The organism is Tenacibaculum sp. 190130A14a, from assembly GCF_964048965.1.
GTDB lineage: Bacteria > Bacteroidota > Bacteroidia > Flavobacteriales > Flavobacteriaceae > Polaribacter > Polaribacter polynesiense.
The window spans coordinates 1378105-1390286 of sequence record NZ_OZ040189.1 but is presented as its reverse complement, the minus strand read 5'-3'; the positions used below and the strand labels follow the sequence as shown (position 1 = coordinate 1390286).

At 33.5% G+C, this 12182-nt stretch carries 12 protein-coding genes; 1 reads left to right on the top strand and 11 read right to left on the bottom strand.

Going from position 1 to position 12182, the window contains the following annotated elements; translation table 11 throughout:
• Positions 1-86: 86 nt before the first annotated feature.
• From ABNT22_RS06760 to ABNT22_RS06745, 4 genes are all read right to left on the bottom strand, one after another.
• Positions 87-1424, bottom strand: a complete 1338-nt coding sequence (locus tag ABNT22_RS06760; protein ID WP_348715196.1) for an NAD(P)-binding domain-containing protein — start codon at positions 1422-1424, stop codon at positions 87-89.
• Between the two features lie 96 nt (positions 1425-1520).
• A complete protein-coding gene (locus ABNT22_RS06755) occupies positions 1521-2630 on the bottom strand; it encodes a bestrophin family protein (RefSeq protein WP_348715195.1) in 1110 nt (369 codons plus the stop codon).
• 177 nt (positions 2631-2807) lie between these two features.
• Entirely contained in the window at positions 2808-3446 is a 639-nt protein-coding gene (locus ABNT22_RS06750) for a peroxiredoxin-like family protein (RefSeq protein ID WP_348715194.1), read from the bottom strand.
• 15 nt (positions 3447-3461) lie between these two features.
• A complete protein-coding gene (locus ABNT22_RS06745) occupies positions 3462-4055 on the bottom strand; it encodes an NAD(P)H-dependent oxidoreductase (RefSeq protein WP_348715193.1) in 594 nt (197 codons plus the stop codon).
• A gap of 101 nt (positions 4056-4156) precedes the next feature.
• Here ABNT22_RS06745 and ABNT22_RS06740 point away from each other — a divergent pair, with 101 nt between their 5' ends.
• Positions 4157-4516, top strand: coding sequence for a helix-turn-helix domain-containing protein (locus tag ABNT22_RS06740; protein WP_348715192.1), 360 nt, complete (start codon positions 4157-4159; stop codon positions 4514-4516).
• A gap of 8 nt (positions 4517-4524) precedes the next feature.
• Here ABNT22_RS06740 and ABNT22_RS06735 read toward each other — a convergent pair whose 3' ends face one another.
• The 7 genes from ABNT22_RS06735 to ABNT22_RS06705 form a co-directional block, all read right to left on the bottom strand.
• Positions 4525-5460 (bottom strand): L-histidine N(alpha)-methyltransferase, encoded by a 936-nt coding sequence (locus tag ABNT22_RS06735; protein ID WP_348715191.1) that lies wholly within the window; start codon positions 5458-5460, stop codon positions 4525-4527.
• Between the two features lies 1 nt (position 5461).
• On the bottom strand, positions 5462-6619 hold the full coding sequence (gene egtB, locus ABNT22_RS06730; RefSeq protein WP_348715190.1) for an ergothioneine biosynthesis protein EgtB: 1158 nt from the start codon (positions 6617-6619) through the stop codon (positions 5462-5464).
• A 159-nt stretch (positions 6620-6778) separates the two neighbouring features.
• Positions 6779-7546: an MBL fold metallo-hydrolase gene (locus ABNT22_RS06725; RefSeq protein ID WP_348715189.1), complete on the bottom strand. Its 768-nt coding sequence runs from the start codon at positions 7544-7546 to the stop codon at positions 6779-6781.
• Positions 7547-7605: 59 nt separating this feature from the next.
• Positions 7606-8181: a Crp/Fnr family transcriptional regulator gene (locus tag ABNT22_RS06720; protein ID WP_348715188.1), complete on the bottom strand. Its 576-nt coding sequence runs from the start codon at positions 8179-8181 to the stop codon at positions 7606-7608.
• A 76-nt stretch (positions 8182-8257) separates the two neighbouring features.
• Complete coding sequence (locus ABNT22_RS06715) at positions 8258-10285, bottom strand: NADPH-dependent 2,4-dienoyl-CoA reductase (RefSeq protein ID WP_348715187.1); 2028 nt, start codon at positions 10283-10285, stop codon at positions 8258-8260.
• Between the two features lie 126 nt (positions 10286-10411).
• Positions 10412-11287, bottom strand: a complete 876-nt coding sequence (locus tag ABNT22_RS06710) for a pirin family protein (protein WP_348715186.1) — start codon at positions 11285-11287, stop codon at positions 10412-10414.
• Positions 11288-11298: 11 nt separating this feature from the next.
• Entirely contained in the window at positions 11299-12168 is an 870-nt protein-coding gene (locus ABNT22_RS06705) for a pirin family protein (RefSeq protein WP_348715185.1), read from the bottom strand.
• Positions 12169-12182 lie beyond the last annotated feature (14 nt).

The following is a 12182-nucleotide window of genomic DNA, read 5'->3' as shown; positions in this document are numbered from 1 at the left end:
TGTTTTTATTATTTCTCATCTTTTAAGACGTAGTACTTCTAAAATGATGCAGTTTTATACTTTTATTAAATCAATGGTTTTTATTTTTAACAGCAAGAAGCTACTTTCTTCTCTTCTTCAACCGATTCGGAACCACAACAACTACCAACATTTCCTTCTTTTGCAGAATTAAAATCAGTACTACAAACTCCTGTTTGTGGTAAATCTAATTCAACACGTGCTGCCGCTTCTAAATCTCCTGCTAAATAGGCTACAATAGAGCGTACTTGCTCATATCCAGTAGCCATTAAAAACGAAGGAGCTCTTCCATAACTTTTAGAACCTACGATATAGAAATCTTTTTCTGGATGACGCAATTCTTTTTCTCCATGTGGCCTTACTGTACCGCAACTATGGATATTCGGATCAATTAATTCCGCTAAATCAAATACAGATTCTAAAGAGGCATCTAAATCTGTTCGAACTTCTCGTATCATATCTAAATTAGGTCGAGATCCTGTATTGCTAATAATTTCATCTAATTGGTAAATGGTTTTCAATGTTCCATTCAGGTCTCCTGTTACTTGGATTCCTTCTTCACTCTTCTCTAATTTTAATATATGGAAAGGAGTGTATACATTTAGTTTCCCACTATTTACCAGGGCTTCTATTTTAATTCCTAAGGTTCCTCTTGCAGCTAACGCATCATCTTCCTTTCCTCCATACACTCTTGCCATGGTGTCTTTTCTCAAAATCCAATTCAATTGCGTTTCAGGGTATTCTTTTTGTATTTCCGCCAAATCCAACAATGCATTAATCGCAGAATGCCCACCTCCAACAACAACTACATTCTTATTTTTATAACGTTCCAAATGATCTTCTTTTACATTCGGAATACCATAAAATATATGCTCACTTAATTCTTGCTCTCCTTCTGCAAACACTCCTCCAGAACCTATTGGATTTGGTTGGTTCCATGTTCCCGTAGCATCTAATACTGCTTTGGCTTCATAGTAATTTACTTTTCCTTTTTCTTCTACTTTTATTGAAAATGGTTTTTCCTCTCTTCCCCAAGTTTTCATCTTATCAAAACCTTTTCTTCCTATGGATACTACTTTAGCATTCACATGTATGAATGGTGAAATCTGCGGAAGATTTGCCAACGGACGAAAATATAGTTCCACCAATTCCTTTCCTGTTGGTAAACCATCTTCATCAGGTGCTCTCCAATCTGTTTGTTCTAACAGTTCTCGTGCTGCTTTATCTATATTATACCTCCAAGGTGAAAACACGCGAACATGACTCCAAGACAACATATTTTGTCCAACAGATGTTCCAGCTTCAAATACTATAAAAGGGATATTTTTTAAACTAAGATGAGCTGCCGCCGCTAAACCTACCGGACCAGCTCCTATAATTGCTACGGGTAATTGGGTGTTTTGCATCTTTCTTTTAATTTTATTTATTATTCACCTTCTAAGACGCATCCTTTTAAAAATGATGCAAAAAAAAATCCTGCATTTGCAGGATTAATTATAGTATTACATTTGAGTATCGAATCTAGCTTCAATAGGTCCAGGAATTTCATCTGGTTCATCTCCTATTATTTGACGAATATCGATTTCTATACCTCTAGACATTGTGGTAATTGGTACATCATTTGGTGTTCCTTCGAACGGATTTTCTGATACTTCTCCAATACGTTCCATCGTATGAAATATCCAAGAAATGACGATACTAAACGGAATTGTAAACCAAACAAAATGCTCTCCAATTAATTCTATTAAATGATGGTATCCTCCTTCTGGATAAGGCTTCCAAGTATGTGTAAGTTCTACTATTTGCTTTCCGATTTTATTAAACTCGTGCATCATTCCGTAAGGCAATAAAAACACGAAAATCCAAATAAAGAAACGATTCAATGTAGCAAACTGACGTGGATATGGAAAGTTCTTAATACGTTCTACTTTTCCCTGTAGTGTAAAAAATTCTACTTGCATTCTTTCCATTTCTAAAAATGCAAACTCCCATATATACCCCTTCTCTTTTAAATCTCTTAATTGCTTTGATTGCAAATTCAAACAAGCTCCTTGTTTATTACGCTGACTTAAAATAAAATATTTTTCCTCCTCCGTTACATATCCTGTAAGTTCTTCATCTAAAGTTGATACGCGTTCTTTCACATTCAATCTATTGTCTATATACTCTCTATCTGATTTATTATAATTAGATATCTCCCAAGGCTTCGGAGTACGTAAAGCATGACGTAAAGAAGCCATCCAAGCAACATGACGCATAATCAACTGCTTTCGAAATGCAAATAATTCTTTCTCGCTTAACTTATGTTCGGCTCGTTCATTGGTTATAAAATCATTGGTCATCATTGCAAAAGAACGAGAAGCATTTACAATTCCTCCCCATATTTTACGGGCTTCCCATAAACGACCATAGGTAGCATTATTCTTAAATGAAATTATAAAAGCTAGTGCGGTACCCACCAATCCAATTGGCAACCATGGCAAATGCAACCAATACCATCTTAGCCCTGTATATAACAGTACTGGAATTAATGATAGAATTACAAAGATGTAGATATAGCGTCGTGTCCATGACAGCATATCTCTGATGGAATAGTTTCTTCTAGTGTACATAGTTGATTAATTTGATATTAAAAGAAATTCAATAAGTGTTATTGAATTCAGTTTCTTTTTGATAGGATTCACATAATTATGAATAGATCTTCTTAAATAAGTTTTTAATAAAATTTAAACCACCTTGTATTTTGAAAGATCCATATCACTAAAATACAAATTTATACTTTATAGATTTTATAAGATATCTAACAATACATCTGGATTTGGACGTTTGGTATAGTCAACAGAAAACTCTGCATACTTAATGATTCCATTTTCCCCAATAATAAAGCGTGCGGGAATTGGAAGCGTCCAAGATGTATCTCCATTATATTTAGGCAAGTTAATTCCGAAAGAATCGTATAATGATTTTAAAGGATCTATCATCGTCCAACGTAAACCAAACGCACTAGCAATATTATTACCATTATCTGTTAGCAAATCGTAGTTTAATCTTTGTTGTTCTACAATTTTATTATTGTTTTCTTCTAACTGGGGAGAAATACTTAACAAAGTTACTCCTTTTGCTTCTAACTGTTCTTTGAAGCGTTTTAAATAAGCCAAATCTTTATTACAATAAGGGCACCATAATCCACGATAAAAAGTAATTAATATAGGACCTTTTTTTAACAATTCCTCGCTAATTATAGTTACTCCTTTATGATTTTTCAAGATAAATTCTGGGGCCTTATCACCTACCTTCAAAATACCATTTACTACTCCACTCGCTTCCAAATCTTTTGTTGCTTGATGCATGATTGCAACACTTTCAGGAGCCATTCCTCCTTCAATCTTAAGTTTAAGTTTATCTAAACTTTTTTGTAAATCTGCCATTTCTACATTAGTGATTTATGCGTTAACAACATGTTTATTGATATGCTCTTCAAAACGTTGAAAATCATTTTCAATATTTGGATTCTTCATTACATCATAACATACAAAAGTCGGCAACGCTTCCATACCGAAGAATTTAAAATTAAGATGTGTCGGTAAAAAAAGGTCGTCTACACTTCTCCCTTCAAAAAACCATTGTTCTTTGTTATTAAATGCTTCTTCAGGAGCATTAAATGTTAATGAAAGCATATACTTTTTCCCTTGTAAGGTTCCTCCTGTTCCATATTGCTTACTAGCATCTTCTCGAGTACGTCCATCTCCAGAACAAAGACGACCATCCATACCAAAACTATATACATAATCTTGATATTTTTTAAAACTCCATGGAGTGGCCATCCAATTTACTGGCATTTGTACAACAATTATATCTGCCCATTGATGCTTCATTATTTCTTCCTCAATATCATAGTCATCTTTCATTGTAGTCGTTTTTATTGAAAATTTTTCTTTAGCTAGTAAATCTTTAAGACGAGTTATTAAACTCTCATTTAACCTTCCTTTCGAGAATTCATACTCTTCATGTCCATTTATGATAAAAACATTTTGCATTTTATTTCTTTTTAATTAGTTTCACAAAGTTACTATTAATAGTTTATTTTTGATACTAATAAGATTATTTTACTTAAATTTGTGGTTACAAAAAGGTAACTATGGCTCGTAAAATAATTGAAAACCCTAATAGCTGTACGCTTGTACATGCCATGAATATCATAGGTGGTAAATGGAAACCAATTGTTATTTATATATTGGCTAATGGTAGTTTGCGCTTTGGTAAACTACTACTTTTTATCCCTAATATTTCTAAAAAAGTTCTTACTGAACAGCTAAGAGAATTGGAAGAAGATCAAATTATTATTAGAGAAAGATTTGCTGAAACCCCACCACGTGTAGAATACTCACTTTCTAAACGTGGAGAAGCACTACTTCCTATTTTAAGATCATTAAGTGAATGGACATCAACAAGTTTTGATACAATTGAATTTGAAACTTGTAAAATTGTAAAATTGTAAAATTGCAACTATTTACTCCATAAACTATCCGTAAAGTAGTTTTTCGAATCTAAAAAATGATGTTCTAACTTATATCCAGAATTGACTGCTAAAGCTTCTATTTCTATAAAATCGAATTTCTTCGACAATTCTGTCCAAATCAACTCATTCACATCAAAAGAAAAGGTTTTTTCTAGCGACTGAATAAAAACATCTTGCTTCTCCAAGCTTACTAAATAACTTCTCACCTCACCTGTTATTGGATTATAATGGCAGTAAAAATCAAATTTATTCAGATTAAAATTTGCTCCTAACTCCTTGTTTATTCGGTGTAGCAAATTCATATTAAACGCCTTTGTTATTTCATGAGGATCATCATAGGCGTTTTTAATGGTAATTGGATTCTTTTTCAAATCAAATCCAATTAATAACTTGTCATTAGGTTTTAAATGACTTTGAATCAAACTCAAAAAACTTCTCGCATCTTCATCTTTAAAATTCCCAATATTACTTCCTAAAAACAATACTAAACTGGGGATAGAATTGGGTAAATTAATTAATAATTTAAAATAGTCTCCTACATAAGGTTCTAACTTTACATCAGGGATTTCATCTGCTACTTTTGCAGATAAAATATCAATTGCTTTCTTTGAAATATCAACTGGAATATAGGTAAAGTTTAAACCTAAGCCTTTAAGGTTTTTCAGCAATCTAATTGTTTTATAACCATCGCCTGCCCCTAACTCAATAATATTAAACGGGACCTTAAAGTTTACCTTTTCTGCTATTTGCTTAGCTTGTAACGATAAGATCTCATATTCTGAATTTGTAAGATAGTATTCTGGCATAGCCATGATCTTTTGGAAAATTTGACTTCCTATATCATCATAAAAGTATTTTGACGATAAATGTTTGAATGATGCAGATAAACCTGTATCTACATCTCTCATAAATTGTTCTAACATATTACTTTGCTAATCGAATTCCTGTAAACTGCCAACGTTCATTCGGGTGAAAAAAATTGCGATATGTATATCGACTGTGATTTGGTGATGTTGCTACCGAAGCTCCTCGAAGTACCATTTGATTTATCATAAATTTACCATTATACTCACCAATAGCTCCTGCTGCCTTTTTGAAGTTAGGATAGGGTAAATATGCTGAATAAGTCCATTCCCAACGTTTTCCCCATTCCATTTTCTTAGAGGCTACCTCCCACTCAAACTCCGTTGGTAATCGCATTTTTTTCCATTCAGCAAATGCAGCAGCTTCATAAAAACTGACATGTGTGAGTATTGCATTGGGATTTACTTTTTGTAATCCTGATAAGGTAAAATGAAACCATTCATTATCTATTTTATACCAATATAAAGGTGAGTTTATAGTATTTTCAGTTACCCAAGTCCAACCTGCATCTAACCAAAGATTAAAATTACTATATCCTTTATCTTCTATAAACTCTATGTATTCTTTATTGGTAACTAACGCTGAGCTAATTTCAAAATCATTTAGAAAAACCTTATGCACTCCTAACTCATTGTCATAACAAAACTCATTTCCTTTATGTCCTATTTCATATAGCCCTTCTTCTATTTTTATAAAACCTAAAGTTGTATTTTCAGAATTTATTAAACTAGCTCCTTTTTGGTATACGGGAAAAATAGGATTACTCCCAAGCATAAATTTAATATCGGTAATTAATAATTCTTGATGCTGTTGCTCATGATGCAAGCCTAACTCAACTATTTCTTCTATGTCTTTAGTATATGTTCCGCTAAGAAACTGTAACATATACTTATTCACATAAGCCCTATAACCATATACTTCAGTTACATTAGGGCGAGTAATTGTTCCTCTGTTCGCTCTAAAAACTCTTTCTCCAACATTGTTATAGTAGCTATTAAATAAGAAACTAAAATTAGGATCATAAACCTGATAATTATGGATATGTGTTTTTAAAACAAACTCTTCAAAAAACCAGGTAGTATGCGCTAAATGCCATTTAGCAGGACTCGCAAACGTTGATGCTTGCACCACATAATCTTCTGTTTGTAAAGGTTTGCATATGTCTTCTGTATATGCTCTTACGCGATTAAAACGCTGATGTAAATTAGGCTGGTTCATAGACTTCCTAAAGTAAGAAAAGATTCCACAAGTTTTGCAACTTATGAAATCAAATTAATTAGGAAACTAAAATTTTCTTGTATTACTTCATTATAGATTGCTTTTGAATATGAGACCACATGATTACCCTGACCTATAATTTTAAAAATAAAATCACAATTAAAATTCCATCATTTCACCATCTTCGGGAACATAAGTTCTATCTGCCACCCCTTCTTTTTTAAACATCGCTCTTAAATCGGTTCGTTTTGTTGGACAATGATTTACTGCTTCTAAATGATTTGCAATTACTTTTCCTTGCGTAGTTTTTACAAACTTTACAACATCCTCTACACGCATGAGTAATGGTTGAAACAGATCCAATTGGGCAGTTCCTGCAGCTACTACACTAATTTCTGGTTTGTATTCTTTCAATACTTTTTCTACATCTTTTGTATAAATGGTATCACTACTCAAATAAACACTAGGTTCATCTTTTAACTTAATCACAAATCCCATTACATTCCCCATTGGTTTAGCAATGAATCCATAACCATGACGTGCAGGAATCCCTTCAATAGTTCCTCCCAAAAATTCGCTCTCATCCCAATATTGTAAAGTTTGGACTACATTGAGACCTTTCTTTTTAAATACTTTTTCATCCAGTTGGCTACAAGTAACTGGAATGTTTCTCTCTTTTAAAAATAGCTCTCCAGCTTTGTCAATATGATCGGGATGTTGGTGTGTGATTACACAATGGGTTACCTTTTCTAAAGTAGTTTCATATCCATTAGGTAAATCTATAATCGGGTTTCTTTTAGGTTTGAATCGAAATAAAGTAAATGGTGGTCCTGCGCTTCCCTTCTCTCCTAGCATAGGATCGACTAAAATCACATGCTTAGCAGTTTCAATAACCATTGTTGCATTTCTTAAATGATGAATCTTCATGACGTTTAATTTTATATTGCAAAGATTCCTCGATCTAAAAAACCTCACATTGATTCAAATCAAGAAATTCTTTTTCGAATTCTACTTAAGGTTTCCGGAGTAATATTTAAATAAGAAGCGATATGATACTGCGGAATTTTCTCTAACCAATTCGGTTTATAAATAAGCATTTCTTTATATAGTTCATCTGCTGTTTTCGTTATTCTATTGTACTCCAAAAGCTCTTTATGCTTCAACAATTTTTGAAAGGATAAATCGATAAAAGATTTACCACATTCATATTTACTTAATAAATCTCGAAAAGCTTGTTTATCTATATATAACACCTCTACTTCCGTTAAACTTTCTTGATGCTTTTTGGTTATTGAATTATTGATAAAAGAGGATAAATCTGTGATAAACTGTGGTCGTGTGAAAAAGTTAATATTCGTTTCTTTTTCTGGAGTTGCGTAGTATTCCCTAATGACACCAGTATTTAAAAATCGAAGTTGTTTCTCTTCTTGACTTCCATTTAAAAGCTGCGTTCCTTTTGTAAATGTTTTTGTTTGAAACAATGCGAGTAACTCTTCCAATCCTTCTTTGTTTAGGGGATATTCTGTTTCAAAAAACTTCGATATTTCAGTCAGATCACTCATCTCTACAAAAATAATAAAATAAAAAAGCCCGTCAATTACGACGAGCTTTCTTACAACTTGATTTTAAATTTATAAACTATAGCTTAGCAGCTAATCTGCTACCTTGGTCTATCGCTCTTTTTGCATCCAATTCAGCAGCAACATCTGCTCCACCAATTACATGCGTTGTAATTCCTTTAGCTTCTAAAGGCTCTAATAATTCTTTAAATGGTAATTGACCAGCACATACAATAACATTGTCTACATCTAACACTTTTTGTTCTTCATTTTGAACATAGTGTAATCCTTGATCATCTATTTTTGAGTACTGAACTTCATTGATAAACTGTACTTTTTTCTTCTTTAATACCGTACGGTGAATCCATCCTGTCGTTTTTCCTAAATTACCTCCAAACTTTCCTTTACTTCGTTTGAACATAAAAATTTCTCTTGGTGAAGGGTGAAACTCAGGTTGAATACCTTCAATACCTGCTCTTGCTTCTAGGGTTTTATCAATTCCCCATTCTTGCAACCAAGCATCTATATTTTGAGAAGTACTTTCTCCTTCATGCGATAAATATTCTGAAACATCAAAACCAATACCACCAGCTCCAATAACTGCCACGCGTTTACCAACTGGTTTTTTATGTTTTACAACATCTATATACGTCAATACTTTGTCATGCTCTATTCCTTCAATACGTGGCGTACGCGGTGTAATTCCTGTTGCTAAAACAACCTCATCAAAATCTTCTCTCGCTAAATCATCTGCATTTACTCTAGTATTCAACTTTAAATTAACATTGTGCAGTTCTATTTGCTTATTGAAATAACGAATCGTTTCATAAAACTCCTCTTTTCCAGGGATTTGTTTTGCTATATTAAACTGCCCTCCTGTTTCACTATCTGCATCATACAACGTTACATCATGCCCTCTTTGAGCCGCTACTGTAGCTGCTGCCAATCCTGCTGGCCCAGCTCCAACGACTGCGATTTTCTTTTTATTATCTGTAGGTAAATAGTTTAATTCGGTTTCATGACAAGCTCTTGGATTCACCAAACAACTTGCTACTTTCTTTTGGAACGCATGATCTAAACAAGCTTGATTACAAGCAATACAGGTATTAATTTCATCATCACGTTCTTCTTTTGCCTTAATCACCCATTCTGGGTCTGCTAAAAACGGACGCGCCATTGAAATCATGTCTGCATCTCCTCTTGACAATACTTCTTCGGCCGTTTCTGGCATGTTAATTCTATTAGAAGTAACTAAAGGAATTGATACTTCCTCTTTCATTTTTTTAGTTACCCAAGTAAATGCTGCTCTAGGAACCGAAGTTGCAATTGTAGGAATACGAGCTTCGTGCCAACCAATTCCTGTATTGATAATAGTAGCTCCCGCTTTTTCAATTTCTTTAGCCAATTGCACTACTTCTTCCCAAGAACTTCCTTGTTCTACCAAATCTAACATTGATAAACGGTAAATGATAATAAAGTTCTCTCCAACAGCTTCACGTGTCTTACGAACAATCTCTACGGCTAAACGGATTCTGTTTTCATAACTCCCTCCATAGTTATCGGTTCTTTTATTAGTTCTCGTAACAATAAACTGGTTAATCAAATATCCTTCAGATCCCATAATCTCTACACCATCATACCCTGCTTCTTGCGATAATTTTGCACAGTTTACAAAGTCTTTTAAGGTTCTTCGTATTCCTGATTGTTTTAAAGCAAAGGGTTTAAACGGATTAATTGGTGCTTGAATTTTAGAAGGAGCCACACTCATAGGATGGTACCCATAACGTCCAGAATGTAAAATCTGCATACAAATTTTACCACCTTCTCTGTGAACTGCTTCTGTAATTTTTTTATGTTCTCTTGCATGCTTTTTCGTACTCATACGAGCAGAAAAAGGAGCCGTCCATCCTTGAATATTTGGTGCAATACCTCCTGAAACTATCAACCCTACTCCACCTTTTGCACGCTCTGCATAATAAGCTGCTATTTTCTCAATACCATTTTTTTCTTCTTCTAACCCTGTATGCATTGACCCCATTAAAATTCTGTTTTTAAGTGTGGTAAATCCAAGATCTAAGGGCTCGAAAATGTGTTTGTATTTTGTCATTTTGTTGATAGTTTTTGTTGTTTTTATTATGCATGCATAATAAATTGCAAGATACAATTTTTTAGACAACAAAAAACTCAAAGATTTTCATCTTTGAGTTTTTTTCTTCTAAGGTTCTTTTTCCCTTTATTTCATTGGTACTTCTACCAATAATATATCTGAAGTTTCCTTTGCTTTTAGAGTGACTTTAGATGTTTCCCAAATACCTAAAGCATCTCTATTTTCAAGCTGTTGCTCATCGATACTTATACTTCCTTCAACATTCATAATATACACTCCATGATTTTCTGATTTCGTGATATAGTCGAAAGTGTTTCCTTTTGTTAATGTGATTCTAGATATTTGTGCATCTTGATGAATTTTTAAACTTTCACTGTTCTCAGAATTCACAGAGCTTACCAATACTTGCAATTGATCTTTTCGTTCGTCTTCTTTAAAATGTTTTTGCTCATATCTAGGTACCACATTTTCTTCGTTTGGTATGATCCATAACTGAAAAAAGTTTACCCTTTCATCTGAACTATCATTAAATTCTGAATGTGTTAATCCACTTCCAGCCGACATTGCCTGTACTTCTCCTGTGGTAATTGCCTTCTTATTTCCCATGCTATCTTTATGAGACAAAGCTCCAACCAAAGGAATAGAGATAATTTCCATATTATTATGTGGGTGTGTTCCAAATCCCATTTTTGGTTGTACATAATCATCATTAAAGACTCTCAATGCCCCAAAATGCATTCGTTCTGGATTGTAATAATTAGCAAAACTAAAAGTATGATAACTTTCTAACCAACCATGATTTGCATGTCCTCTTGAATTTGCTTTATGTAATACGGTTTTCATTGTTTTAATTTCTTTATTAGGTAAATGATTAAATCCTATTTGTTCTTCTAAAACTTTTAATGCTTTTTTCTTTTCATTGGCAGCATTTAATGCACCAGGCACTAATGCTGCCGTTATACCAGTTAAAATCGATTTCTTTAAAAAGTTTTTCCTATCCATTCCTAACTAATTTAGTATAAATATCCCATCTTACCTTTTTGGTAATCACGTAATGCTTCCATAATTTCTGTTTGTGTATTCATTACATAAGGTCCCCAAGAAGCAACTTTTTCTTTGATAGGTTTTCCAGATAACACTAACAACGTACTTTCTTGTTTTGCTGTTATTGCGATCGCTGTACCATCATGATGGAAAGTTAGCATTTGTGTTGCCCCTTTTTTAAGGGTTACTTCATCATTAACCATTACTTCTCCATCTAATAAATACACCAAAGATTCATGATTCATTGGAAGATCAACTAACATCTTTCCAGCATCCTTTGTATTTACCGTAAACACATTAACTTCTGTTTGTGTTTTAATATGCCCTGTCACATCACCTTGACTTCCAGCAATCACATTTAAAGCGATCGTTTTATCTTCATTTTCAATAACTGGAATATCTTCCTTTTTCACATGTTGATAGTTTGCTGGCATCATTTTCTTTTCTGCTGGAAGGTTTAACCATAATTGAATTCCTTCCAACTCACCTCCTCTTTCAACAAATTCTTTCGATGGTCCTTCTGCATGAATAATTCCTCTACCTGCGGTTGTCCATTGCACATCTCCTGCTTTTACCAACATTTCATTCCCTAATGAATCCCTATGAAACTGCTCTCCTTTAAATAATAAAGTAATCGGTTCAAATCCTCGGTGTGGATGTGGACCTAAGTCAAAAGGATTGTTAAACGGACTTATCGCATAGGGTCCGTAATGATGTAATAATAAAAACGGATCTACCATTGCTACTCCTTCTGTTGGTAATGGTTGTCTTAACCTTATTGGTCCCATACTTACTAATGGGCTCCCTACTTTATGTTGTATTGTTTTTAGTTTTTGCATTTTATTTACCTTTG

What these genes read in the sequence shown, in the direction of transcription:
- ABNT22_RS06760 (WP_348715196.1), bottom strand. Translation starts at nt 1,424, where the DNA reads ATGCAAAACACCCAATTACCCGTAGCAATTATAGGAGCTGGTCCGGTA.
- ABNT22_RS06755 (WP_348715195.1), bottom strand. Translation starts at nt 2,630, where the DNA reads ATGTACACTAGAAGAAACTATTCCATCAGAGATATGCTGTCATGGACA.
- ABNT22_RS06750 (WP_348715194.1), bottom strand. Translation starts at nt 3,446, where the DNA reads ATGGCAGATTTACAAAAAAGTTTAGATAAACTTAAACTTAAGATTGAA.
- ABNT22_RS06745 (WP_348715193.1), bottom strand. Translation starts at nt 4,055, where the DNA reads ATGCAAAATGTTTTTATCATAAATGGACATGAAGAGTATGAATTCTCG.
- ABNT22_RS06740 (WP_348715192.1), top strand. Translation starts at nt 4,157, where the DNA reads ATGGCTCGTAAAATAATTGAAAACCCTAATAGCTGTACGCTTGTACAT.
- ABNT22_RS06735 (WP_348715191.1), bottom strand. Translation starts at nt 5,460, where the DNA reads ATGTTAGAACAATTTATGAGAGATGTAGATACAGGTTTATCTGCATCA.
- egtB (WP_348715190.1), bottom strand. Translation starts at nt 6,619, where the DNA reads ATGAACCAGCCTAATTTACATCAGCGTTTTAATCGCGTAAGAGCATAT.
- ABNT22_RS06725 (WP_348715189.1), bottom strand. Translation starts at nt 7,546, where the DNA reads ATGAAGATTCATCATTTAAGAAATGCAACAATGGTTATTGAAACTGCT.
- ABNT22_RS06720 (WP_348715188.1), bottom strand. Translation starts at nt 8,181, where the DNA reads ATGAGTGATCTGACTGAAATATCGAAGTTTTTTGAAACAGAATATCCC.
- ABNT22_RS06715 (WP_348715187.1), bottom strand. Translation starts at nt 10,285, where the DNA reads ATGACAAAATACAAACACATTTTCGAGCCCTTAGATCTTGGATTTACC.
- ABNT22_RS06710 (WP_348715186.1), bottom strand. Translation starts at nt 11,287, where the DNA reads ATGGATAGGAAAAACTTTTTAAAGAAATCGATTTTAACTGGTATAACG.
- ABNT22_RS06705 (WP_348715185.1), bottom strand. Translation starts at nt 12,168, where the DNA reads ATGCAAAAACTAAAAACAATACAACATAAAGTAGGGAGCCCATTAGTA.